The sequence below is a fragment of the Pseudomonas sp. R15(2017) genome, assembly GCF_002112685.1.
GTDB lineage: Bacteria > Pseudomonadota > Gammaproteobacteria > Pseudomonadales > Pseudomonadaceae > Aquipseudomonas > Aquipseudomonas glycinae.
The window spans coordinates 46,151-70,783 of record NZ_NEII01000007.1; the positions used below are offsets into that span (position 1 = coordinate 46,151).

Below are 24,633 nucleotides of genomic sequence, written 5' to 3' on the forward strand. Positions count from 1 at the left end.
GTGTCGAGCCCGTTACAGCCGCCTTCTCGAATGAGTGTAGGTGGCAATGACCGTGACACACGGTTCAATGATGCTATTTAGCCGCTACTGCATACGACTCACCGTTTCGCTGGCAGAAGCCGGTTTTACTGGCGTCAATGCCCCGTCGGCCAAGGGCTGCACGGACGGATGCTGACGCTCGGTTTCGGCACTCAGAAAGTCGATGATCGACTGCGCCGAGGCCTCGTCCAGGCGCAGATTGGGCATCGGAATACGCTCGTATTGCTCATACAGTTGCAGTGCGATCGGGTCTTTCTCCGCCAGCACACGATCCGGTTCGCGGATCCAGCGATTGAGCCAGGCCGCGTCGCGCTGACGGGTCACGCCGATCAGGTCCGGGCCGATGTTGCGCATGCCGATGCCTTCGCCATCCTGCGGGCCGAGGCTGTGGCACGAAGCGCAGCGGGTGCGGAACAGTTCTTCGCCATTGCTCGGCGGCCGGATCTGCGGGGCGTCGGCGTAGCTTTCTTCGGTGCTGGCCTGTTTCCAGTTTTGCAGCGTGTTGGCCAGTTGGTCGGCGAGGATCCATGGGTTTTCGAACGGCGAGGCTTTCATCCAGCGCCCGGTGCTCTGGTTGCCGACGATCAGGCTCAGGTTGTGGTCCTTGGTGCGCCCGTTGTCGACGCCTTCGATGAACAGCCCGAGCTTCTTGCGCAGCTCGGTGACGTCTTCGAACTCGCCGGTGAGGAATTTCCAGCCGGGGCCGACCTTGAAGCGTTGCGCATAGGCCTTGAGCACTGCGGGGGTGTCGCTCAACGGGTCGATGGTGATCGAGTAGAAAAAGATGTCTTTCCCGACTCGGTCCCCAAGCAGTTTCTGCACCTGGCGCAGGCGCGCGGTTTCCAGTGGGCAGGAGTCGCTGCACGAGGTGAAGATGAAGTTGATCACCACCACCTTGTCTTTGATCAGGTCATCGAAAAAGCGCACCTGTCGACCGTCCTGGTCGGTCAGCAGGGTGTTGGGGAAATAGTCGCCACCCCACGGGGTGGCGGATTCACTGGCGCCTTCGGGCTGCGCCTGATGGGCGATGAGCACCTGGCTGCCGAGCAGGCAGGTGACCAGCACCAGAATCAGGTGCATGCCCAGGGCGCGGGAGCGCGGCGTTGGCTGGGTCATGTCGGCTCCCTCCCTTTTCATGGTTTCACGGTCACTTGCGGGCCGAAGCCGTCGCCAGTGCGGAAGGTTGGCAGCGCAGCGGAGTTGACGTAGCGCACGCCATCCCAGCTCGGCAACGGTGTCGGCATCAACTGCAGTTGCCCGGGTTTCTCGAGGTCCCAACGCAGCAGCATCGAGTTGTCCTCATGCTGGGTGTTGTGACAGTGCTCCATGTAGGTCCCGGCAAACTCGCGGAAGTTGATCGCCATCTCGACGTTGTCCAGCCCGTCGGCCTCCGAACCGATCCGGTAGACGTCCTTGCGCGCCCATTTTTCCCATTCAGGCGGGGCCTTGCCGCCACGGCTGAGGATGATCCCCTCCTCGAAGTGCACGTGTACCGGATGGCTCCAGCCCGTGCCGCCGGCCTTGATGTTCCACACTTCCAGGGTGCCGATGCCGCTGACTCCGGCGTCGGTCGGGCCGCTGGCCAGTTTGGTCGAGGCATTCAACCGGCGTGGGTCCATGTGGAAGCCGAAACCGCTATCGGTCTTGATCGTCCACGGCGCTTCATCGGTGCCGTCGGCGCGACCGAAGGTGAAGGTCCGGTGCAGCGCCTTGGCCAGCAACGCCTTGTCGGCAGCGTTGTCGCGGTGGATCTTCAGCGGAATCATCACCAGGCCTTCCGCCTTGCCCGGTTTGGCCGGTTCGTAGGCCGCCGGGTTCATCGACAGATCCTGGCCGGTATAAGCCTTGACGTTGAGTTGCAGGACCTTGCCTACCACCGGGTCACCCCGATCCCATTGCGGACCCTTGCTGGTCTGTTTGATGACTGCCAGGTATTTCTCCGACAGCACGTCGGCCAGCGGGATCACTTCTTTCGGGCCCTTGCCGTCGTCCTGGGCTTGCAGGTTGACGAAGAACAGCTTGTCGCCCGGCTTGATGCCGTTTTTCGCGAAGTTGACGATGATGTCGAACCGCTCGGCGATGCCCTGGGTCGGCAGAATCGCGTTGTGGTTCTGCTTGTCGCCGTCGGCATCCAGGTCCATCGTGCCGTCGAACGGTACGCTGTGTTCCATGATGTTGCCGTCGTTGGCGATCATGTGGAACGGCACGCGGCTGTAGGACACACCGGAGTTTCTCGGTCCCTGGAACTCACCACTGGTGCCTTTGACTTCACGCACCAGGGCGAGCTTGAAGTAGCGCGACACCGAACCATTGAGGAGGCGGAAGCGATAACTGCGCGCCCGCACGTCGAGGGTCGGTTTCCATTGCCAGTTGACCAGCACCTGATCGCCGATGAAGCCGTCGGTGTTGAACGGGTTGAACCACAACTGGCCCTGCTGATCCCAGGCCTTGTCGGCGAACACCAGATTGACGTCGTAGTCGCGGTTGCCCCACGGCAAGGCGCTGCCGCTGGGGAAACGCAGGTTGACGCCGTCGTTCACCGATTCGTTGCCACGGTCCAAGGCGCTGTAGTAGTTCATCATCGCCGCGTTGCCCTTGTAGACGTTCTGCGCGGTGAAATCGAGCATGTGGTCGTGGAACCAGTGGGTGCTCATGGTTTCGCGCCAGTCGCCACGAATCTTGATGGTGCCGTGGTCGCAGGTCTTTTTCGCAGGTTGCAGGTCGTTGACCCACAGGGTTTCCCCCGGTGCGCAGGGAAACGCGGCGCGCGGATCTTCGGCCTTGGTGTTGATGCTGTCGTAACCGGCGAGCTGGATCGGCCAGCGATAGTCGTAAAACTGGCCGGGGAAGAAGAACGCGTTGGCATAACCGTCGCTTTCTGCTGGCGCATGGCCGTTGTGCTCATGGGTGGTGATGGTGTGCAGACCGAAACCACGGTTGGCCGACGGATCGATCGGCAAGCCGTTGTAATGCCGCATCAGCACCGGTTGGCCGTAGCGCACCATCAACAGTTTCGGCGGCAGCGTGCCGTCGAAGGTCCACACCGAGTTGTGATCCTGCACCGGCATCGCCGGGTGGAACCGTGGGTCGACACCCTTGGCCGTGCCATCGGTCGCCGGCACGCCCGCGACGTTGTGGTACAGGCCGCCGGGGCCGAACTCGCCGACGGCGTAACCGTGCATCTGCCGACTGTCACGCAGACCACCGTTCAGCCGCGCGCCGGTCTGCACGGTCTTGTAAGCGACTTGCGGGTAAAACTCGTTCCAGCGCTGATGAGCCCAGCCTTTTCCCGGTGGCCGGCCTTCGGCGGAGGAACCGATGTGACGGTTGAGAAACAGTTCGATCTGCGCCTGCCAAGGGTTGCGGTCAACCGTGTTGGCATACTGGCTCGGAAATGGCGTGAGCCCCGGTTGACGCAAAAACGCATCCAGCGCCGTGCCGGGAGGCGCGCTGCGGGCGATGTTGTTCGGGTCTTGCGCCGGCGCCGGGCCGATGGCGGCCGGCGGGAAACTCAACGGCGCAGCCGGTGTGGTCGGGTCGAGTTTTTCCGGACCGAACTCTTCGAACAGCACCAGTTGCTGAGTGAACGGCTGGGCACCGTACAGCGGGCTCGGCTTGCCGTTGGTGGGGTAATTGAAACTGGTCTGGACGGTGGGCGGCAGGATGTTTTCCATGCGCGTCGTATTGCGCGTGCCTTTGACCCCGTCAGGCAGATCGAAGGAGTCTAAGTTGGCCTCGGGCATCGTCAGGATTGCATTGAGCGCGCCAGCGCGGTCTTCGGGCTCGTCGTAATAGGCCGACGGGTCGGACGCTTCCGGCTGATTCTCGTCGTCGATCGGGCTCGCTCGCACCCCGGTCATCTGGCCAAGGGCCAACATCAAGAAGACGCTCAGTGGCGTCAACAGGAACAGCTTTTTGGGGTCACGCATTGCTCTGTCCATCATCAGCCGCCTCATCTAAGGAAGGGGTGATGGTGTTTTGCAATTAACTCGCCAAAAAATCATTTCCAGTTGTTACAGGGGCTTGCGAGCGCTGTTGCATGCCCCACTCCCCGGTGACTGGGGCCTGACACCCACTGCTGGGGAGAAGTTCACCCCAATTTACTGAATGAGTTGAAACGCCAGACGAACGGTGGTGCCCTTGCCTTCCCGGCTGTCGAGGCTTACGCCTCCGCCGAAGCGCTCCATGATCCGTTTGACCAGCACCAGCCCCACCCCGAGGCCGCCCTGTTTGGTGGTGAAGAACGGCCGGAACGCCATGCTGCGCTGCTCTTCGCTCATGCCTTTGCCGGTATCGCTGAGCATGACGCTCACGCCACGGCTGTCGCTCGGTTCGAGGGTGATGGTCAGTGTGCCGCCCTTGTCCATCGCTTCCAGCGCGTTGGCCAGCAGGCTGTTGAGGATTTGTGTGAGCTGCACCGGATGGCTCAGCACCATCGGCGTCTGCTGAGGTTGAAACACCACGTGCACGCCAGCCTTGGCAATCTGCTGCTCGAACGCCATCAGGCTGTCGTGCAGCGCCGCCACCAGGTTCACCGGTTCCGGGTCGTCATTGAGCGGTCGCAGCGATTGCAGCAGTTCGCGCACCCACTTCGACATGCGATCGACCTGGCCGATGATGTCCTTGACGTTCTTCTGCGCCGGCCCCGCATCGAATTCCAGGGCCAGCTCGGCGCTCGAGCGAATGGTCGCCAGCGGGTTGCGCAGACTGTGGGCCACCGCCGAAGACATCTCGCCCAGCGCGACAAAGGTTTCGTTGGCGATCAGTTGTTTCTGCTGGGCTGCCAGCAGAATCGCCGCCCGACGCACGATCCAGTACAACCCCAGGTAAATCAGCCCGCCGCCCAGCGCGGTGGCCAGCCAGATCAGCGCCAGACCGCGCTCCATGCGGGCGATCAGGTCCTTGGGCTCCTTATAGATCTCGACCATCGCCGTGACGTTCTTGCCCTCGGCGTCGAACAGTGGAATGTAGTTTTCAATGAAGATGTATTCCGGCGGCACCACGAACTTCTGTTCTTCACGGCCCTTGTCTACGTTGTGGTAACTCGCCGACACCGGGATCCTCTGATCGAACGCCCGGTCGAGGTCTTCGTCGGCATGAATGCGGGTGTTGACCAGCGCCGGGTTGGTCGACCAGATCACGGTACGGTCCGGCGCATAAATGTTGGCGAGGATCACATCCGGCAAATGCTCGATGTGATCAAGAAACTCACCTCTGGCGCTGGCCCGGGCCTGCGGGTCGACATCGGGAAAATCGTTGTCCTGACGAGGGTCGAGCAACTCGCCCATGGTGCGGATATTGGGGATCGAGACATGGCGCACTTCCGCCGACGCAATCGCCTGAATGAACTGCGCGGTCAGCAGGGCATCGCGCTGCACGCTTTCTTCGATCACGAACCGTGTCGACACCGCCCCGAGCGCCACCGCCACGGTGCCGATCACCGCCATGCTGATCAATGAAAACCAGCGCAACAGGTTAAACGGCTGCTTGCGCGAGTTCAGCCGCTGGCTGCCCTCCTCGACCGGTAGCGTTTTTGACTGCATGTTCATGGCGGCGACTTCCCGATACGTCCCTATAGGGTTATAGCCCACGGTTGGGTGTTTGCCCGGATGCGGGTGCCCCACAAGCCACCCGGATAACCACAAAACCCTGTGGGAGCTGCGGTGCGACGATTCGACTTGCCAGCGATAGCGGACTTCCAGTGCCCAAAGTAGTGACTGACACGACGCCATCGCTGGCAAGCCAGCTCCCACAGTTTTTTGCGCAGCGCCCGCCCCACAATCCCCAATGCTGGGGGATGTCGCCCTATGCACGCTGTATCCACAACCTGCGCGACAAGCCGCCAAGCCTTGCGCCACGGGCCTTTGCCGCCGGTTGGTCGGTCGTTGGTATGGAAGTTGTAAAGCCCCTCTGCAACTGACCCATCCCCAAGGGGCAGGTACTTTGATAGAGGGATTAACTCATGCACCCTTTACTGTCCAAAACCGCGACCGTCCTGGTCGTGAGCGCTTTGGCCCAGGGCATTGCCCAGGCCGCTCTGTTCGCCGTCGACCCGGGTCCCTACACGCCGGCCAATGGCGGTTTCGCCAGCTGGTATCAGGACACCCACGGTCGCACCCTGGATCTGTGCCTGTCCAAAGCACTCAGCTCCCGCGTACCGAGCACACCCGGCGCCCCGTCGTACATGTGCTCGCTGCTGCCGACCCCCGGCGTGTTCGATGACACGCAGCCGCTCGTATTCCCCACCAACTTCCCCGATGAAGCCTTCTGGTTCACTGGCGATACCTCCATCGTCGATGCGGCACGCGGCATCAATCTGACTTACGTCAGCGCCGTCGAAGCTGCCTTTGCCGCCGGTGATCCGGTGGAGGGCGACCAGATCAGCTTCGCGCGGATCCGCATCCGGGTCGATGTGCCCACCGCCGGCACCTACGTTATCACCCACCCGTACGGCGTCGATGTGTTCACCGTCGACACCCCCGGCCGGCGCGCGATCAACATGACCCGCGACATCGGCATCGGCACTCCGCAAACCTATGACGGCGCGCTCAAGGGCGACATCGGTCCGTTCCTGCGCAGCGTCAACGGGCCCTACACCGAGACCAACCCTTTGACCGGTGCGGCCGAGCAGTTCGTGGGCGATCCGAACCTCAATGAGGCCGTAACCGGCAGCCCGTTCAACACCAACTTCGTACGCATCGAAGGCCCCGGTGGCATCGACCTGCGCAGCACGACTTTCGCCGTGTCCGGCAAGTTGTCGACAGTGGTGCGGCCAACGCCTCTGATCACTGAGCGCAGCACCTACTCGCGCAAGCCCGGTGAAAGCGCACCAGTGGCCCAACAAGACGTGTTCGTCAAAGCCCCGCCGGCACCGGGCACCGCGGCCATCACCAGCAGCACGCCCGTGGTGAACATGACAGAAGCCGACAGCACCGGCAGCTGGTATGCGCAATCGGCGGTCAACCCGACTTTGCCGGCCGTGTTGCAAGTGACCGCCGACAACCACCTGGCGATCGCCACCAGCTCGCCGACCACCCTGCCCATGACCCTGACCGACCTGGTGGTGATCCAGCGCGCCGAGTACAGCCTCAGTTCCGGGCAATTGACCGTGGTGGCCACGACCAGTGACGAAACCTCGCCACCGGTGCTCACCGCCACCTCCGACACCGGCGCCGCTATCGGTGCGCTGGGTGGCGACGGTGCGGAGAAAACCCTGGCCACCGGGATCACGCCGATACCACCGGCCAAGGTTCGGGTGACGTCGTCCAACGGCGGCAGCGATACCGAAGAAGTGGTCATCGTGCAATGAACGCTCACATGCCCAGATCCGCATCAGGAGGCATCATGAACAAGTGGCCACGCTTCGCGCTCAACGCGCTCGGGCTGACAATCTCGCTGACCGGCAGTGCGTTCGCGCAACTGGCCGCCGTCGATCCCGGCCCCTACACCTTCGCCACCGGGAAATTCCCGATGTGGTACCAGGACAACAACCTGCTGTCGATGGAGCTCTGCCAGTCCCGCGCCGCCAGTTCGCGGGTGCCGGTCAGCACCCCGCCGGCCTACATGTGCACCCTGCTGCCGGAACCGGGCGTGTTCGATGACACCCTGCCGATGGTGTTCCCCGACAACTGGCCGCCAGAGGCGTTCTGGTTCCTGGCTGAAACCGCCATCCCGAACAACGGCGCCGGTTTCGGCGTGGATGCCTACGTGGCGGGGATTGAAGCGGCGTTCGCCTCGGGGAATCCGGTAGATGGCGATCAGCAAAGCTTCGCGCGGATCCGCATCCGGGTGAACGTCCCGGTGGCCGGCACCTACACCATCACCCACCCGTACGGCGTTGAAACCGTCAACGTCACCACCCCTGGCAGGCGGGCGATCAACATCACCAAAGACATCGGCATCGGTGCGCCGGGCAACTTCAGCGGAGCGCTCAACGGCGCCATCGGCCCGTTCCTGCGCAGCATCAACGGCCCGTATACCGAAGTGAACCCGGACACCGGCGGCATCGAAACTTTCGTCGGCGACCCGAACCTCACCGAAGCGGTGACCGGCAGCCCGTTCAACACCAACTTCCTGCGGATCGACGGCCCGTCGGGTGTTGGCTCGATTCAGACCAACCTGTTCACCGTCGCCGGCAAGGTCCTCGACAATCGTCAGCAAACCCACGTCGCCGTCGACCGCGCCACCTATCGCCGTACCTCGGCCGGTGTGCGCGCCGAAGTGTTCGCCAAGGCCGACAGCAGCTCGACCCTGTGCTTCCGCGAAACCCTGGCGCTGCTCCCCGGCCCACCACCGACGCCGTGCCAGACCAGTCTGCTGGGCGACAACAACGGGCTGTTCTTTGGCCAGCGCCTGGGCACCGGCACCCTGCCGTCGGTGGTGGTCGTGACCGCGACCAACCCGGCCGGCACGACCCGTCCGACGGCTGTCTCGGCCAAGCTCACCGACGTGGTGAAAATCCAGACCGCCCGCTACAGCTGGGCCAACCACAGCCTGTTGATCGAAGCCACTTCGACAGATGAAGTCGCGGTGCCGGATATGGTTGCCCAAGGCTACGGACGTCTGTCGAAAACCGGCACCCTGCAAAAAATCACCGTGGCCGACCTGACCCAGCCACCCGCCACCGTGACGGTCAAATCCGCCGCCGGCGGCAGCGATACCGAGCCAGTCGTAGTGGTCGGTGCAGCACCGGACACCGGTGAGAACCAGGCGCCACTGGCCAACGCCGACACCGGCAGCACCAGCTTCGGCGTGCCGATCACCCTCAGCCTGTTGACCAACGACAGTGACCCGGACAACAACGTGCCGCTGACGATCACCGCGCTGACTCAACCGGCAGCCGGCCAAGGCACCGTGGCCCTGAACGGCACCACGTCGGTGGTCTACACCCCGCCAGCCGTGGTCAATACTCCGCTGACCACCACCTTCACCTACAAGGCGCAAGACAGCAAAGGCCTGGCCTCGGCCAATCCGGCGACCGTGACGGTGACCGTCGCACCTAACCGGCCACCGACCGCCGTCGCCGACAGCGTCGCCACGCTGGGTGTCGCGATCCCGATCAACGTCCTGGCCAACGACACCGATCCGGAAGGCAACACACCGCTGGGCGTCGCCAGCCTGACCCAACCGCCGGCAGGACGCGGCACGGTCAGCACCGACGGCACGGTGATCACCTACACCCCACCGGCCACCGTGACCACAGCCTTCACCACGACCTTCACCTACATCGCCCGGGACAGCTTCGGCGCCAAGTCGACGCCGGCGACCGTCACGGTGCAAGTGTCGCCACGGCCAGCGGCGGAAACCTTCACGATCACCACCTCGACCGTGCAGGCCCGTTCCGGCGGCCGCTTCAACTGGGACTTCGCCGGTACCTCGTCGGTGACCACCGGCAACACCATCACCGTGCAGGTCACCACTCCGACCGGGCTGGTAACGCTGGGCACCACCACGGTACCGGTGACCGGACGCTGGCGGCTGACGCTGAACAACACGCTGGTCGTGCCATCAGCCAACCCGACCGCCACTATCCGTTCGTCCCAGGGCACCGTGCGGACGGTGTCGGTGACCACGCTCTGAGCCAGTGCCCCGCCTGCTTTCGGGCAGGCGGGGCAACGCTCAACGGTTAACGCCCGAGAGGATATTTGCCATGAACACGCCGACCGCCGCCCTGCTTTGCCTGCTCGCCCTGTGCGTCAGTGCGGGCGTGCGCGCCGACGACCTGATGGAAAACGACGACCTGGCGCCCAACAGCGCCGATCTCGGCGAACTGCCGCCGCCCGTGGGCCAGCAAGCCCTGATCGACCAGAACGGCCAGGTCAACCTCGCCCTGCTGTCGCAAAACGGTCAGTCGCTGCTGGGCAAGATCGTGCAGTCGGGCAGCAATCAGGAGGCGTACATCCTGCAACAAGGCAGCGACCTGATGGCCTTGATCACGCAAAACGGCTCCGGCAACGCCGCGTCCATCACGCAAACCGGCAGCCACAACCGTGCGCAGATTTCGCAAAACGGCAACAACAACGACGCCAGCATCGAGCAGGCCGGCACGGGGCTGCAAAGCGCCGTGACCCAGTCGGGCAACGGCATGAGCGTTTCGGTCAAGCAATATCGCTAAGCACTGCAATCATCGGAGAGTTCATCATGTTCAAACTGACGCCCCTCACCGCCGCCATCCTGGTCATGATCAGTGCCCAGGCCATGGCCGACGACAGCCTTTCCACCCAGAGCCAGTTCGGTACGGCCAACATCGCTGATGTGAAGCAGACCCAGGCCCCGTTCAGCACCGCGACCCAAACCCAACTCGGCCAGGGCAACAACGCCGCCGCCGTGCAAGACACCGCCACCAGCGTCATCACCCAGGACGCGGTCGGTGACTACAACGCCGGTTACGCAGAGCAGCTTTTCGAAGACAACAGCACCATCACCCAACAACAGACCGGTGCCTTCAACACCGCCCACGCCAGCCAGTCCCTCGGCTTCGGCGCCGGCAACCAGGCCCTGCAACAACAGCAAGGCAGCGGCAACTTCTCGTTCGTCTACCAGGACTCGCAGAACGGCAGCGAAGGCAAGACCTTCCAGTTCGGCGACAGCAACGAAGCCAACATCGAGCAACTGTACGAAGGCACCGGCAACAGCTCGGTGATCACCCAGTACGGCACCGCCAACTACGGCACCGCCGAACAGGTCCTGCACAACGGTGGCCAGATCGGCATCAACCAGGCCGGCGAAGGCAACTACGCCTACGGCGACCAGCGCAACGGCACCGGCGGCAACATCACCATCAACCAGTTCGGCAACCTCAACGGCACCGAAATCTGGCAAGACTCGCAACTGGCCAGCCAGGCCACCGTCAACCAGTACGGCGACAGCAACGAAACCGTGGTCGACCAAAGCTTCGGCGAAAACAACACCGCCGCCGTCACCCAGGTCGGCAACACCAACGCCATCTATGCCGACCAGTTCGAATCGGTCAACTCGACCCTGGCCCTGTATCAAGTCGGCAACGGTAACGTGCACTTCACCTACCAGAACGGCGACAGCCAAACCCTTAACGCCACCTCGGTGGGCAACGACAACAAGGTCTACGCCAGCAACTGGAAAGGCCCGCAACATGGCGGCCAGTTCGGCAGCAACCAACGCGCCACGGTCAATCAGACCGGCAACGGCAACATCGCCAGCTTCACCCAGGACGGCATCGGCCAGATCATGACCACCAATCAGACCGGCACTGGCAACAAGACGACGGTCAGCCAGGCGGATTCCTACAACGAGCTGTACTTCGATCAAAACGGCAGCGACAACATCCTCATCGCCGACCAACGCGGCACCACCAACCTGGTGCAGGGCTCATCGAACGGCTCCGGCAACAGTGCCGAGTTCGATCAATCCGGCACCGGCAACCAGGCCTACACCGCGCAGCTGTATGGCAGCGACAACATGATCACCGTCAAACAGGCTGACACCATGAACGTGGCGTATGTAACCCAGGGCGGCACCGGGAACATTGCCAATGTGGATCAGAGCGGGATGACGCAGACCGCGAATATTCAGCAGTTCGGGTCGGCTAACCAGGCGACGGTTTTGCAGCAGTAAGTGTTGGGTGTTGGAAAACCGCGATCTTGAGGTCGCGGTTTTTTTTTGCGCTGACGCTTGAGTGGCGTCCTACGGAAAACGGAACGTTTTCAGAAATTCGGGGAGTTTTCTGACGAATTCTGGCGGTTGGCCGTCGGAAGTGCAGGCTCTAGGATTTGCCGGGACAACTTGATCCCCATGGAGCTTGGCCTACATGCAATTCATCCAGACAGCGACGACAGCGATACCGTTACCGAATAGACTTCCAGGCACCCAACCCGGAGGTTCCATGATCGACCCGTCTTTGATCGACCCACTGTGCCCGGTTGTTTCGGATCTTGATCCTGAGGAACAGGCTGCGAGTTATGACCGTTGGTTTCGGGCCGAAGTACAGGCCTCTCTCGATGATCCGCGTCCGAGTATTCCCCATGAGCAAGTGATGGAGGAAATAAACGCCTTGATGGAATCAATGCGCAAAAGCGCTGATGCAGATTAAGTGGCGACCCAAGGCTCGGGTCGAACTCTCGAAAATACTGAAGTACATTGGCGAGCGAAATTTTGTAGCGGCGACAGCTCTTCATAAGTCAGTCGTAAAAACTACATCCGCGCTTCCTTGGCATCCACACCTGTATCGCAAAGGTCGCTCTCCCGGCACTCGGGAGATTGTGGTAAGCCCGAACTATCTCGTCGTCTATCAAGTGGCGGACCGAATTGAGATTGTGAGCATCTTGCATGCGCGTCAGGAATACCCTCGACGCGACCCCAGTTAGATCCCGTCCTCGTCTCAACACAAAAAACCGTGCTTCCCATGGAGGTACGGTTTTTTTGTATCTCAATACTTAGCTAGTTGAGATGAAATATACGACTTATAGCGGCTCGAGCCTTCTTGCCGTCTGCCTCGTACAGCCCCTGTAACAAAGCCTGATCGGTTAACCGATGGAGGCGAAAATGGTTGTAGAAGGCTTGCCCCAATCGCTGACTCTCAAAAAAACCCACATCCCATAGATCGACGAATTCTTTGTAAGCCGCGCTTTCGATATCCATTGGTGGTGTATAGCCCATATATCCCTCGACAAACCATCAGCTAGCGATACCAACAGACATCCAAACCTAGACCTGTGATCTATTCTCGCTGGGAGCAAGATTAAAGGAACTGTGATGCAGATATCTTCATTTTCTATTTGGTGCGCATTGACGCTATTGATCAGCGGTACCGTCACGGCCGCAGCGGGCTCTGATGACTACATATGCACCGTTGAAAGGTTCTCGCAGGCTATGGGCGATGAGGGACCAACATATCAGTTAATCAAGAATGCATACGTAGGTCGCCAATTTACGGTTGACCGCTCTTCCGGCGTCACCATCGGCGCTCTGAAAAACGCAGTGGACTCAAAACCTGAAATCATTGATTCAGGAAGTTCGGAAAACTCCTTTAAGGTCTTATCTGCGGTTCCGGCATCTCTAAATTATGCAGGTACGCTTGTCACAGCATTGAACGTGATGGAGTTTGTGGAAGGCGAAAAAAACCTTTCACCTACATGATCAACGATGGAGTTTATTTCGGCACCTGTGTCTCATTTTGAAGGAATTTTGCGAGAGTTTGCTGTCGCTGGGGCACCCGGCAGAACCGTAGATTGGCGATTCGTAGGACCAACCGTTTTTTGCTTTTTTCGTATCGTCGCTGGGCGAGTTCTCACCCCAGCGCTTTGGCGCATCGCTTCATTTCAATCAAGGCCCACATTTCAGCCATCACCTGGTCATTCGGAATGCTGGGGCGTGGATCATCGATTGAGGCCTGTACTTTGGCAATCAACCAGCGGTCGTAGCTGGCGGCCTGCTCTTCGCTTTCGAAGTCTGAAACGATTGTGGATATTAGGGGATCCATGGTGGTTCCGGATTGAAAGTGAAGAACGCGACCTTGTTCTTGGATCGCGTTCTTTTTTGTTTCTGATGGTTTTCAAGCTATTGGGGACTATCTAATGGTTTCTCCGGACAGATCAGAGAATCGGCCCAATCCAGCACTGTTTGATGGTCAATCACCCGATCAGCATCCACATCGTCCATCGCCTCCAAGGTAAGTCGACTATGTTCTGATTCGAAGGGACTTGGTTTCTGTACCGAGCTATTCATCGTTCAGTTCGACGTGATCCAAGGCCTGATTTACGGCCAGTTCACCCAGCATGAGGATCTGGGCGATGCCCAGGGCGGTCTTGCGGTGGGCCGGGTCGAGGGTGGCGGCGAAGTTGTTTAGCATTTCGCTGGCAGAGCCCAGGGATTCGCTGGCGTTGGCGAGCAGGGATTCGGTGTTGTAGGCCGGGTTGGCGAGGTACATCCGCGCGGGTTCGTTGACGCTGCCCATGATGTGGGCGCCGGGGCAGAGGTAATGATCGAGCGCGCGTTCGGCGGCTTCGTGGAGTTTTCTGGAGGTGGTGGAGGTGTATGGGGAGGTTGGGTCGGTTTCGGGGTTGGCTTGGGTTTCGGGTGGGTTGGGTGTTGGTTTGAACATGGTGAATCTCCGATCCTGAAATGAAGCTGGCCCATTCGGTTTCCGAACGAATGGGTGGCAGCTGTACGCAGGCTGGAAACCCGGGGAACGGAGAACCCGGTTGACCCGAAGGTCTCCCGCGCACAGCCGCCATAACGGAGTGCACACTTTTCAAGGTGCGCAAGCATACGTTATGAAAAGCGCTTGTGCGCTCGGTTCTAGTCGGGGTTTCCAATCCCGATCGCTGAATTGGCAGCGACCGAAACAGGCTAGAGCCCGCGCTTCCGACGGACAACCTGAAAACCTTGTGGGAAGGATCGCTGAAACAGACACAACTTTTAAACATTCGAGAATGGAACGCGGAGCGTCCCGGGCTGCATTCCCACGCGGAGCGTGGGAACGATCAAAGCAAAAGCAATCCGCTTTTCGCTTTTCGCTTTTCGCTTCTCACCACTCAACACGATGAGCGTTAGCTCGAGTACCGCTCTTGACGTGCCGGCCCCTTCGGCAGGCTGAGTGGAGGGATTCATCCGGGGGTGGGAGCGCAGCGACCGTTTGGCGAAGCCAAACACATCGAGAGGAGGTGCAGCGAAGCAAACCGGAGGCGATGCCCCCGGATGAATCCCGGAGCGAAGGAACCCCGAGCCCCAGCGAGGGGCCGAACGCCGGGGCCCAGACCTTTGGTTACTTTGGGGCGTTTGCCAAAGTGACCCGCCGTAAGGGCGGAACCGCCAGCAGCAACACCCAAAAAAACGGATATTCACCCAAACCACCCAGAGAACCTGGTCGGCCCGAAGGCCGCCACGTTCACTCCGCATCCGGATCAATCTTGTTCTGAGTCAGGTACCGATTCAAAACATCATCCTGCGAAGGCGTAGAAGCATCCCCCGCCACCTGCCACAACCGCCGCTCAATCCCCTGCGCCACCATATGCCCCACCGCCGCCTCAATCGCCGACAACACACACAACTGCGCCGGCTCATTAGTCGTATAACCCACCTCAGCCTCAAGCAACTTCTTGAACTCGATAAACTTGAAAATCCCCGCACTGCGCGCCACCGAATAAATCGTCTTGCTGGTCATCACATTCGCCAGCACCTGCCCGCTACGCACATCCACCGCACGCAAATTCACCGTCACCTGATCCACCCGATACTCGCGGGAAAGATCGATCCCCAGATACCGCGCCCCTTCCCCACCGCTGCGCACGTTGGTGTCGTAAGCGATGATCCCGCCCTCAAGCATCATGTTCGCCGCCTGCAACGGTGGCAGCTCGCCCTGAATGTTCACCGGCGTATTCGGTTTCTTCTGCGAAGCGCGAATGATCTTGCGTTCAGTCAGCAGGTTCTGCAGCCCTTCCCGCTCAAGCACCACAAACCAGCCGCTGGCCTGCATCGCGTCCATCAACATCGACGCTGCGCCCTGGGTGACGCTGGTGGAAAACGAACTCGCCGGCGTCGGTTTGTACTGCCCGGTCTGGTCACGGAAGCCGTACACCACCGCCATCAGCCGGCCTTTGGGGCGCGGCATTTTCAGCAAGTCGTAATAAGTGGAGGCCCTGGGGGTCAGGGTCGGGGTATCGGTGTCCTGCTCGGCCGGCATCGGCTCGCGCAGACTGCACCCTTGTAATGCTGCCAACATCAGCCCTAGCGCAATTATTTTTTTCATGTCCATCACTCCCCGGAACCGTCATCCCGTCATGGGTTGAGGCCGTTCACCTGAATTTCGGAAACTTCGCCGCTCGCTCGGTCGGTCACCTCGATCGTGAGAGCCCCCGAGTCATCAACGACGTTGACGATAAAAGCGTCGGTGGACAGGCTCCCCGTGTTGCCGGTGGAGATGTTGTCCAGCAGTTGCCCCAGCAACCGTGACTGCAATTGACTGGTGAAGCGTTCGAGCGCCGAAGTGCCGGCCACCGTCGAGCGTTTCTTGAGATCCGGATCGTCGTGGTCGTTTTGTGCCTGGGCGTTGTTGAGCAGCCAGGTGCCGTTGAGCGGGTTGCCGCCGAACGACGGGTTGACCGGCGTGTAGACCAGTTCGGTGGCCTGGACGGCAGCGGCGCTGGCAAGCCCGATCAACAACCCCGAGATCCAGAATCCGCTGCGCCGTGAGAACGTTGTCGTGTTCATAGTTCGTCCTTCTCAAGGTCGGTGGTGTCCTGCAACAAGGCTTCCAGCTTGCGCCGGACGACCTCCAGTCGAACCGAGTCGGCGGCCGCGTAGGCCTCGTCCTTCAGTTCCACGGTGTTCGGCGGCAGGAAGCGCCGATACACCAGGCGTTGTTGATACTCGACGGTCACAAGGCTCCCCCAGCGCGCGTCGGGGCGCTCGCGCACCACCAGGTTGAAATCCATGCGGCTGGTGTCGCGCAGGCGCTCGCTGAACGAGTAGTAAAAGTCGTGGCCGATGTGCGAGATCGTGTCGTCGACGATGAAGCCCATCATTTCGTCTTCTTCGCTGGCGCTGGCGAAAGACGCCACGGCCGCGAGGATCAACGCGCACCACACGTGGCGGCTCATGGCTGCAACGCCTGTGGCAATGCCGACTGGCCCTTCGCCGGGCCGTTGGTGCCATCGAGAAAGGCTTTTTCAGCCACGAACTGCCAGTCCGAATAACGCTGCATGCCTTCGAAATCCGACCACTGCGACGGGAAGTCCGCCTGCTTCAACGGCACCTCGGTGGAGGCACTGTTGATGCCGGTGATGCGTCCGTCGAAACCCCGCTGCAGGGCCCATTCGCCGCCGCCGATCGGGTCCGGGTAGAGCTGGCGCAGATGGTGGCGGGCTTCCGGAAAACGTTCGTCCTGCAGCAGGTCGGCCAGCTCTTTCGGGTACTGCGCCAGGCCCGGCGAACTGCGGTAGTAGCTGCGCAGCGCCTGGGCGTACTGGGTGCCGACCCACAGCAGTTGCTTCTCGCGATCGCGGCGCGACACGGTCGACCACAACTCGCCGGCACTGGCCAGGCCCATGCCCATGATCACGATCAGGAACAGCACGCCCAGGTAGGTGAACCCACCCTGCTCCGCGTGCTTACCACTCGGAATACTGGCTGCCATCACGCGCCCTCCCGGTAGCTCCGCTCTTGATGTCGGCGACGCCGCCCGCCACACCGTCCGGCGGTGCGATCAGCACCCATTGGTCATTGCGTTCGGTGATCGGGTCCAGCGGCGCGTTGCGCAGGTAACGCATCTCCACCAGTTGCTCGATGGAATCGGGATAGCGCCCGGTGTCGCCGTAGTAGTGATCCAGCGCCTCGCGCATGGCCGACAGGCTCTGGTGCAACGTGGTCTCTTTGGAGGCCTCGAGGCTGTTGAAGTAGCGCGGCAAGGCGATGGTCATCAGGGTCGCGATGATCGCCATCACCACCATCAGCTCGAGCAAGGTAAAACCCTTTTCCCGGCGCATGAGAATCACCACTCGCGGTACGCGATGCCGTTGAGGCCACGGCCCCTGGCGAGGGAGTAGACGTCGAACACGTCCTCGCCATCGCGCGGGTTCTGGGCCGAACTGTTGTAGGCCCGCAGGCCCCAACCGCCGTTGTCGTCACGTTTGGCCGGCACCAGCGGATCCCGCGGTATCCGGCGCAGAAAGTAGAACTTCGCACCCTTGGCACTGCGCACGTCGCGCACGCCTTCGACCAGCACTTTCAGGTTCGGCGGATAGCCGCTGCTGTTCAGGGATTTCTCGATGTAGCCGGCATCGAAGGCTCGCTTGTAGGCGTCGATGCCATCGCGAATCTGATACAGCGCGGTGCGCAGTTCCTGCTCCTTGCCACGCCGTACCAGGGTCTCGGTCAGCGGCGCGGCCATGCCGGCCAGCAGGCCGATCAGGGCCAGCGTCACCACGACTTCGATCAAGGTAAAACCGCGTTGGGAGGCGTTCATGATCAAGGCTTCTCGACGGTTACACGGGTGGTGGCCACGGCCGCTTCACCGACTGCACGAGGCTGCGCGGCAGGCGCTGGCATCGAGTAGCTTTGCGAGCGATCCGGCGCCTGGATGTGCATGCTGGTTTCGGTGCCGGTGGGGAATTCCATGTCCGACGGGCTCTGGTACGGCAGGTTGCGCACGATCCGTGGGGTGATCGAGAGCACCAGTTCCGATTTGCCGATAGTGTCCTTGTTGCTGCCGAACAACCGACCCAGACCCGGAATGTCGCCAAGGCCCGGAATCTTGTTGCCGGTGGCGCCGTGGTCGTTGCGCATCAGGCCGGCAAGGATCTGGGTTTCGCCGTCATGCAGACGCAGCGAAGTCTGGGCGTTGCGGGTGTCGACCTGCACCGGAATCGTCCCTTGGCGGGTCGGCTCCAGCGGCGTGGCGTTACTCACTTCCAGGGCGATCTTGATTGCTACTTCGTTGTTCAAGTGCACGGTCGGTTGCACTTCAAGCTTGAGACCGACGTCGAGGTAGGTGACGCTTTCAGTGATCACCGGGCCTTGAGTGGATGGCACTGAGGTGGCGCTGATGATCGGCACCCGCTGACCGATATGGATACGCGCCTGTTCGCGGTTGCTGACGCGGATCACCGGGCTGGCCAGGGTGTTGATGTCGTTGTCCTGGGCGTTGATCTTGGCTTGCGGCGACGGCGAGATCGAAATCCGGCTGGAGTTGATGCCTTTCAGTTGATCGAGAATGGTCACCGCCGAACCGTCGCTGTTGACCACACCGAAGGTGTTTGGCCATTGCAGACCGAGGTCGAGAATGCGCTGGGTGGCGACTTCCATCACTTCCACTTCCAGCACCACTTCGGGGTTGGACTGGTCTTGCGATTGCAGGAGTTTCTCGGCCATGCGCACGGCGTCTTCGGTGTCGCGCATGGTCAGGGTGTTCAGGCGTTCGTCGACGAACACGTCGCGGGTCTTGAGCATGGTCTTGATCATGTTCAGCGCGGTGTTGGCGTCGATGCTGGTCAGGTAGAAGGTGCGCATCACCAGCTCTTGGTAATCCTTCAGCTTCTGCGGCGAGTCCGGAAAGATCAGCAAGGTGTTTTCGTTCACCACTTTCTGGTGCAGCTGATTCTGTTGCAGCAGCAGTTGCACGGCGTCTTCGATGCGCACGTCACGCACGAAGATCGTGGCTTTCATGTCCGGACGCAGGTCCTTGTCGAAGATGAAATTCAGGCCGGCAACCTGCGACAGCACTTCGAAAATGGTCTTGAGGTTGGCGTCGCGAAATTCCAGGGTCACCGGGCGGTCGAGCCGGGTGCGCAGTTGCGGGTACTGGATCACGTTGCGGCTCTGCACCAGACGGATGTTGCCTTGCAGCTCCAGCGCGCCGTCGTTTTTCGGGTCGAGTTCGAGGATCTGTTTGACCTGGCGGTCGGCGCCGTAGATGTCGCCCCGGCGCAGGTCGCCACGGGCCAGTTCCAGCTTCTCGTCCATGCTGCGCAGGTAGTCGAGCTGGCGCAGGGCATCTTGGGCGCGGCGGTTGTTCGGCTCGATGGTCAGCACCCGGCTGTAGGCGGTGCGAGCCGAGGCGAAGTCGCGGCGGGCGCGGTCGGTGTCGCCGGAGGTCAGCAGCGCGGTGATCGCCTTGGCCCGGCCGCTGTTGAGCAGCAGGTGCAGCTCGGTGTCGCGCGGATTTTCCCGCAAGCCTTCCTCGATCCGGGCCAGGCCCGCCTCGTACTGCCCCTGATCGATCAGGTCGGCGGCTTCCTTGTTGGCGACCTGCGCGGAACTGCACGCGGCCAGCCCGGCACACAGGCCGAGGCTCATCAGCAAACGGGATCTGTTCATTGCGTACTCCCCACAGACAAGGTCTGCGACAAATGCAAAGGCAGGTAGACCAGGCTCAGTTCCACATCGGAAATCGCCGCAATCTTCCAGGTGTCGTCGATCACATCCCCGCTGCGCACGACGTAGATTTTCTCGCCGTCCTGCAAGAACACCTGCAGGTCGCTGCGGTCATGCAGCCTGCCGACGAACTGAAACGGCACCGGTGGCAGGCTCGGGGCTTGTACCACCGGGGTCGGGTTGATCGCTTGTTCGGTGACCGTCGCCAGAGTCGGCGCGGCCTTCCAGGATTTGCTCGCAAACAGGTCGCCGGCCGGGCTCAGGTCCTTGATCGGCGCCGCATTCGCCTTGGCGCTGCTGGCGGGCAAGGCGCCACGGGCGCTGGCTTTGGCCGGGCTGGCCACGGCGACTTCGGTCGAATCCGCCTCGTCGCTCGGCGAGAAATACTCCGGCAACCAGGCCAGCGCCGCCGCCACCCCGAAGAACGCCACCCAGCCGGTTATGCGTTTGGTGTCCATCACGACCTCGACAGGTAGAGGGTCATACGGATCCGGCCGCTGAGGTCGGTGTCGGCAATCTTCTTGCGTTGAAACTCGACGTCTTCCACCACCACCGCCGGCAACTGGCCGAGCAAGGCGTGCAGGAAGCGGCGCAGTTGCGGGTAGCTGCCGCGCACCGGCAACAGGATCTGGTAGCGCGCCAGATGGGTCTTGGGATCGACGCCGAGAGCGTATTCGCCGCGCGCCAGGGTGATGTGCTCCTGCGCGGCCAGGGCGTAGATGCGGTCGATGGCGACGGTGGCTTGCGGCTGGGCCGGCAGCTTGTTACGGAAATCATCCAGCTGACGTTGCGGCACCACGGGCGGGGCGATGCTGCCGTCCTCGACCTTGGCCAGGTACTCGGTGGCTTCCTGGGTTTGCTGACTGAGCTGTTGCAGCGATTGCCAGCCCGGCAGCAAGCCGCCGAGTGCCCAGGCCAGCGTGACCAGCAGCAGCGCCAGACCGGCCAGGCCCGGAATGCCGAGACCCTGCAGGTATTCGTGAACGATCAGTCTAGGGATTCGCATCGCCTATCTCCCAGGTCGCCGACAGGTTGAATTGCACCGGTTGCTCCGGCGATTTGACGACGATCTCGTGGCTCAGCAGCGACACGTCGGACAGCTCGTCACTGGCCTCCAGCCGTTTGTGGAAATCCAGCATCGCTTGCAGATCGCGGGCTTCGGCGCTGATCCGCACCTGGCCCTTGCGCGCATCCGGGGTCAGGGTCAGCAAGGCGATGTCGTCGCGCGGCATGGCTTCGAGCATGGCGAACAGGCGTTCCCAGGGGCGGCGCAGTTGCTGCGAGACCTTGCGCATTTCAGCAAGGTTCTGCGCCTGCTCGCGGGTTTCCGCCGGGCTCAGCGTTGTCTTGGAGCCGCTGTCGCCGGTGAGCTGGCGCTGGGTGTGTTGCAAGTGACCTTGTTGTTGCTCGGCCTGATCGCCGAGGTGCTGCTGCACGCCGAAGCACACCAGCGCGAGCAATACACCGCCGCCGAGCAGGCTCCAGCCCAACGGGCCGGAACGCGGACGTGGCTGGAAGTCGAGGTTCAAGGCGCGCATGTCAGGCCACCGCCCGGGACATGACGTACAAGGCGTCACGCACGGTCATCGAGTTGTCTTCGAGGGTGCGCAGGTGCACCCCCGCCACATCCGGTTGCGCATCGAGCCGCGCCGGGGCGTGCAGATAAACGTTGAAGGCGCGTTCGCTGGTGGAGGCTTGCAGTTGCCGTTCACGACCGATCAGCGCGCTGAGTGCCGCGTCGCTGTCGCTGCCGCCCACCGAGCGCACCGACGACCAGCGCCCTTCCCTTGCCAGCAGCAACACGCTGCGTTGCGGTTCGGCGACGATGAACAGGAAGTCACCGGCGTCGAGGCTTTTGTCGAAACGGTTGAACGCGGTCATCAGGTACGGCTGCACCGAACGCAGGCGCAGGCCGCGACCGCTGACCAGCGTGCGCAGGCGTTCCAGCAAATCCTGCGGCAAGGCACTGGCGATCCGGTCATGCCCGGCCGGCTCGGCCGACAGCACCAGGCTCCACGGTTGGGTCGGGGCGCCGAACAGGTCTTCGAAGCACAGTTGGGCGAAGCCGCGCAGTTCGTCAGGGCTGCTGATCTGCTCGCTCCACGGCACCAGGCAGAAACGGCTGAAGTGGCCGGAGATCACCACGCTCAGCTCGGCGCCGGTACGGGTGTGTTCGCCGAGCAGACGGTCGAGGGTGTCCAGCGCCACCGCGTAGCTCTGAAAGCCTTCGTCGATGTAGCCGACGCTGCCCAGCCACAGGGTGTCGCTGCCCCGGCGCTGGCCGAGGCCGACACCACTGGCGCCGAGCACGGCGATGAATTGATCACGCGATAAAAGTGACACGATTGATCTCCTCCAGCGTGGTCCGACCGTGCTCCACCAGCTCCAGCGCCGATTCGCGCAACAGGCGCAAACCACGGGCGCAGGCCAGGGCTTTGATCTGGGTGATGGGTTGGCGCTCGACGATCATCTGCCGCAGTTCGTCGTCCAGGTGCAGCAGTTCGGCAATCGCCGTGCGTCCGCGATAGCCGCTGCCCCGGCAGTGGCCGCAGCCCTTGCCGTGGACAAAGTGGTAGTGATCGACTTTCTGTGGGTCGAGGCCCGAGGCGCGCAACTCTTCATCGCTCGGGTTGACCGGCGTGCTGCAACTGCTGCACACCAGCCGGATCAGGCGCTGGGCGAGAATCGCGTTGAGCGCCGAAACCAGGCTGTAGGGGTCGATTTCCATTTGGGTAAAACGGCCGATCACGTCAAACACGTTGTTGGCGTGGATGGTGGTGAACACCAGGTGACCGGTGAGCGCCGATTGCACGGCGATCTGTGCGGTGTCCGGGTCGCGGATCTCGCCGACCATGATCTTGTCCGGGTCGTGGCGCAGGATCGAGCGCAAGCCACGGGCGAAGGTCAGGCCTTTTTTCTCGTTGACCGGGATTTGCAGCACGCCCGGCAGCTGATATTCCACCGGGTCTTCGATGGTGATGATCTTGTCCACGCCGTGGTTGATCTCGGTGATCATCGCGTACAGCGTGGTGGTCTTGCCGCTGCCGGTGGGGCCGGTCACCAGTACCATGCCGTAGGGTTCGGCGGCCAGGCGACGCAGTTGGCGCAGGGTTTCGTCTTCAAAGCCCAGCGCTTGCAGTTGCACGCCGCAGACCTTGTCGGCCAGGTCCTGTTTGTCCAACACCCGCAGCACCGCGTCTTCGCCGAAGATGCTCGGCATGATCGACACCCGGAAGTCGATCTGCCGGCCGCTGATGCCGATCTTGAAGCGACCGTCCTGCGGTACGCGTTTTTCGCCGATGTCCAGCTCGGCCATGACCTTGACCCGCGAGATCACCTGCTCGGCGAACTCGCTGCCCTGGATCTTGCCGATGTTGTTCAGCACGCCGTCGATCCGGTACTTGATCACCAGGCCCTGGCCGGTGGTGCCGAGGTGGATGTCGCTGGCGTGCATTTTCAGCGCGTCGTACAGGGTCGAGTTGACCAGTTTCACCACCACGCTCGAGTCTTCGCTGATGCTGGTCAGCGACAGGCTTTGCAGGGTGTCGGTCTCGCTGCCGGCGTCGGCCTGGGCGTTGAGCGATTCGACGGCGTGGAAGCTTTCTTCGTGGCGGGCCAGATAGGCCTTGAGGTCGTCGGCGTGCACCAGGTACAGCGGCGCGCCGTGCAGGCATTCGTCGATCCAGGCCAGGCGCGACGTGTCGAAGGGGTCGGCGAACACGCCGACGACTTCGTCGTTGTGGCGCAGCAGGATGAATTCACGTTTGAGGCATTGCGCGAGGGTGACCCGGTCGAACACCGGGGTCGCCAGAAACAGCGTGTCGGTGTCGAGCACCGGGTAATGCAGGGTGGCGCCGAGGCTGGCAATGAACGGCATCGGCGCCAGTTCACAGAGCACGGCCAGTGCATCGAGCACCCGTTCCCCGGAAGTGCTGGCCCGTGCCCGGGCCTGGGCCAGTTGCTCACTGGAAAAGCGTGGCGGGGTCTGGGCCTCCAGCGCAGGGTTGACCAACAGCGGTTCGACGACAACGGACAGACGATCCATGGCTTGCTCTCCAACACCCGGGGCTTGAGGCCCTGACGGCGCGGGAGGCGAATTCGGCGAGTGCCGGAACGTCTATCGCGCCATTACTCCCCGGTGAGCATTTGATCGTCGTCCGGTGCCATGACCTCCGACCGGTTTCGTCGGCGGTCCGCCAGCACCCAACTGCCATCGTATAACTGCAACGGGAAGCTCTCGGTCCTGCTCTGGCGTCGTTCGACAAAGCCTTCGGATGGGCTCGCACCGGGTTTCGCTTCGCGCTGGATCCCCAGAAGGTCGCAGACAGCTCGGGCAAGTTCCGCCAACGGAAACGGTTTGAACAGGATATGACTGACCCCCAGTTGCCGCGCCCGCTCACAGACTTCAGCGGTCGGGTGACCCGTTATCAGCACGAAATGACACGTCCTGTTCTGGCGGACCGCGTCGAGCACCTCGAACCCTTCCATATCGGGCAAGCGGTAATCGAACACCAGCACGTCGGGGGCGAAAGTCTCGGCCAGGCCGATTCCCTCTGCGCCGTCATGTGCAATCCGGACTTCCAGCCCTTGCGCCGACAGATAATCCTGAAGGTTCTGTGCAAGCAGCTGTTCGTCTTCGACAACCAGTACTTTGTTAACCAAGGTGGACTCCCTGAAACCTCAAGTGCCGGCAATTGAAATTCAATGACCCGAACCTGCTGGAGTGCGCCTCACAAGAGGTAACGCACA

26 protein-coding genes are annotated in these 24,633 nt (G+C 61.8%); 7 read left to right on the plus strand and 19 right to left on the minus strand.

Going from position 1 to position 24,633, the window contains the following annotated elements; all coding sequences use genetic code 11:
* Positions 1 to 84: 84 nt before the first annotated feature.
* The 3 genes from CAF77_RS15500 to CAF77_RS15510 form a co-directional block, all read right to left on the minus strand.
* The gene (locus CAF77_RS15500; RefSeq protein WP_223290665.1) at positions 85 to 1,155 is read right to left on the minus strand and encodes an SCO family protein; all 1,071 of its coding nucleotides are present in this window, start codon (positions 1,153 to 1,155) and stop codon (positions 85 to 87) included.
* Positions 1,156 to 1,172: 17 nt separating this feature from the next.
* Positions 1,173 to 3,980: a multicopper oxidase domain-containing protein gene (locus tag CAF77_RS15505; RefSeq protein ID WP_064384031.1), complete on the minus strand. Its 2,808-nt coding sequence runs from the start codon at positions 3,978 to 3,980 to the stop codon at positions 1,173 to 1,175.
* A 159-nt stretch (positions 3,981 to 4,139) separates the two neighbouring features.
* Positions 4,140 to 5,588, minus strand: a complete 1,449-nt coding sequence (locus CAF77_RS15510) for an ATP-binding protein (RefSeq protein ID WP_064378920.1) — start codon at positions 5,586 to 5,588, stop codon at positions 4,140 to 4,142.
* 413 nt (positions 5,589 to 6,001) lie between these two features.
* On the opposite strand from CAF77_RS15510, the gene CAF77_RS15515 reads away from it, so the two are divergent.
* The 6 genes from CAF77_RS15515 (at position 6,002) to CAF77_RS15540 (ending at position 12,380) form a co-directional block, all read left to right on the plus strand.
* On the plus strand, positions 6,002 to 7,348 hold the full coding sequence (locus CAF77_RS15515) for a hypothetical protein (protein WP_064378919.1): 1,347 nt from the start codon (positions 6,002 to 6,004) through the stop codon (positions 7,346 to 7,348).
* 35 nt (positions 7,349 to 7,383) lie between these two features.
* On the plus strand, positions 7,384 to 9,618 hold the full coding sequence (locus tag CAF77_RS15520; protein WP_085655711.1) for an Ig-like domain-containing protein: 2,235 nt from the start codon (positions 7,384 to 7,386) through the stop codon (positions 9,616 to 9,618).
* Between the two features lie 70 nt (positions 9,619 to 9,688).
* Positions 9,689 to 10,153, plus strand: a complete 465-nt coding sequence (locus CAF77_RS15525) for a curlin (protein WP_007956150.1) — start codon at positions 9,689 to 9,691, stop codon at positions 10,151 to 10,153.
* A gap of 26 nt (positions 10,154 to 10,179) precedes the next feature.
* Positions 10,180 to 11,631, plus strand: a complete 1,452-nt coding sequence (locus CAF77_RS15530) for a curlin (RefSeq protein ID WP_064378917.1) — start codon at positions 10,180 to 10,182, stop codon at positions 11,629 to 11,631.
* A 268-nt stretch (positions 11,632 to 11,899) separates the two neighbouring features.
* Entirely contained in the window at positions 11,900 to 12,106 is a 207-nt protein-coding gene (locus CAF77_RS15535; protein WP_034152589.1) for a hypothetical protein, read from the plus strand.
* Positions 12,096 to 12,380: a type II toxin-antitoxin system RelE/ParE family toxin gene (locus CAF77_RS15540; protein WP_080770598.1), complete on the plus strand. Its 285-nt coding sequence runs from the start codon at positions 12,096 to 12,098 to the stop codon at positions 12,378 to 12,380. The genes CAF77_RS15535 and CAF77_RS15540 overlap by 11 nt, the downstream gene beginning before the upstream one ends.
* A gap of 73 nt (positions 12,381 to 12,453) precedes the next feature.
* Here the strand turns inward: CAF77_RS15540 and CAF77_RS29525 are convergent, their stop codons facing one another.
* The gene (locus tag CAF77_RS29525) at positions 12,454 to 12,672 is read right to left on the minus strand and encodes a hypothetical protein (protein WP_064378916.1); all 219 of its coding nucleotides are present in this window, start codon (positions 12,670 to 12,672) and stop codon (positions 12,454 to 12,456) included.
* Between the two features lie 96 nt (positions 12,673 to 12,768).
* Between CAF77_RS29525 and CAF77_RS15550 the strand changes: the two genes are divergently transcribed.
* Entirely contained in the window at positions 12,769 to 13,152 is a 384-nt protein-coding gene (locus tag CAF77_RS15550) for a hypothetical protein (RefSeq protein WP_064378915.1), read from the plus strand.
* Between the two features lie 151 nt (positions 13,153 to 13,303).
* On the opposite strand, the gene CAF77_RS15555 is transcribed toward CAF77_RS15550, so the two are convergent.
* The 15 genes from CAF77_RS15555 to CAF77_RS15630 form a co-directional block, all read right to left on the minus strand.
* Positions 13,304 to 13,495: a hypothetical protein gene (locus tag CAF77_RS15555; RefSeq protein WP_064378914.1), complete on the minus strand. Its 192-nt coding sequence runs from the start codon at positions 13,493 to 13,495 to the stop codon at positions 13,304 to 13,306.
* 237 nt (positions 13,496 to 13,732) lie between these two features.
* The gene (locus CAF77_RS15565; RefSeq protein WP_064378913.1) at positions 13,733 to 14,116 is read right to left on the minus strand and encodes a DUF6124 family protein; all 384 of its coding nucleotides are present in this window, start codon (positions 14,114 to 14,116) and stop codon (positions 13,733 to 13,735) included.
* A gap of 786 nt (positions 14,117 to 14,902) precedes the next feature.
* Positions 14,903 to 15,763, minus strand: a complete 861-nt coding sequence (locus CAF77_RS15570; RefSeq protein WP_064378912.1) for a CsgG/HfaB family protein — start codon at positions 15,761 to 15,763, stop codon at positions 14,903 to 14,905.
* Positions 15,764 to 15,792: 29 nt separating this feature from the next.
* Complete coding sequence (locus CAF77_RS15575; protein ID WP_007956141.1) at positions 15,793 to 16,224, minus strand: curli assembly protein CsgF; 432 nt, start codon at positions 16,222 to 16,224, stop codon at positions 15,793 to 15,795.
* Positions 16,221 to 16,613 (minus strand): curli production assembly/transport protein CsgE, encoded by a 393-nt coding sequence (gene csgE / locus CAF77_RS15580; protein ID WP_064378911.1) that lies wholly within the window; start codon positions 16,611 to 16,613, stop codon positions 16,221 to 16,223. Before csgE ends, CAF77_RS15575 begins: the two co-directional genes overlap by 4 nt.
* Positions 16,610 to 17,149: a type II secretion system protein gene (locus tag CAF77_RS15585; RefSeq protein WP_064378910.1), complete on the minus strand. Its 540-nt coding sequence runs from the start codon at positions 17,147 to 17,149 to the stop codon at positions 16,610 to 16,612. Before CAF77_RS15585 ends, csgE begins: the two co-directional genes overlap by 4 nt.
* A complete protein-coding gene (locus CAF77_RS15590; RefSeq protein WP_011333435.1) occupies positions 17,124 to 17,498 on the minus strand; it encodes a type II secretion system protein in 375 nt (124 codons plus the stop codon). Before CAF77_RS15590 ends, CAF77_RS15585 begins: the two co-directional genes overlap by 26 nt.
* A gap of 5 nt (positions 17,499 to 17,503) precedes the next feature.
* A complete protein-coding gene (locus CAF77_RS15595) occupies positions 17,504 to 17,977 on the minus strand; it encodes a type II secretion system protein (protein WP_064378909.1) in 474 nt (157 codons plus the stop codon).
* 2 nt (positions 17,978 to 17,979) lie between these two features.
* Complete coding sequence (locus tag CAF77_RS15600; RefSeq protein ID WP_011333433.1) at positions 17,980 to 19,827, minus strand: secretin N-terminal domain-containing protein; 1,848 nt, start codon at positions 19,825 to 19,827, stop codon at positions 17,980 to 17,982.
* Entirely contained in the window at positions 19,824 to 20,342 is a 519-nt protein-coding gene (locus CAF77_RS15605; RefSeq protein WP_007956134.1) for a hypothetical protein, read from the minus strand. Before CAF77_RS15605 ends, CAF77_RS15600 begins: the two co-directional genes overlap by 4 nt.
* The gene (locus CAF77_RS15610; protein ID WP_064378908.1) at positions 20,342 to 20,890 is read right to left on the minus strand and encodes a GspMb/PilO family protein; all 549 of its coding nucleotides are present in this window, start codon (positions 20,888 to 20,890) and stop codon (positions 20,342 to 20,344) included. Before CAF77_RS15610 ends, CAF77_RS15605 begins: the two co-directional genes overlap by 1 nt.
* On the minus strand, positions 20,877 to 21,422 hold the full coding sequence (locus tag CAF77_RS15615) for a PilN domain-containing protein (protein ID WP_007956129.1): 546 nt from the start codon (positions 21,420 to 21,422) through the stop codon (positions 20,877 to 20,879). The genes CAF77_RS15610 and CAF77_RS15615 overlap by 14 nt, the downstream gene beginning before the upstream one ends.
* 1 nt (position 21,423) lies before the next feature.
* Positions 21,424 to 22,227: a hypothetical protein gene (locus CAF77_RS15620; protein WP_064378907.1), complete on the minus strand. Its 804-nt coding sequence runs from the start codon at positions 22,225 to 22,227 to the stop codon at positions 21,424 to 21,426.
* Positions 22,208 to 23,929 (minus strand): GspE/PulE family protein, encoded by a 1,722-nt coding sequence (locus CAF77_RS15625; RefSeq protein WP_085655712.1) that lies wholly within the window; start codon positions 23,927 to 23,929, stop codon positions 22,208 to 22,210. The genes CAF77_RS15620 and CAF77_RS15625 overlap by 20 nt, the downstream gene beginning before the upstream one ends.
* 83 nt (positions 23,930 to 24,012) lie before the next feature.
* Positions 24,013 to 24,546, minus strand: coding sequence for a response regulator (locus CAF77_RS15630; protein WP_039769033.1), 534 nt, complete (start codon positions 24,544 to 24,546; stop codon positions 24,013 to 24,015).
* Between the last annotated feature and the right edge of the window lie 87 nt (positions 24,547 to 24,633).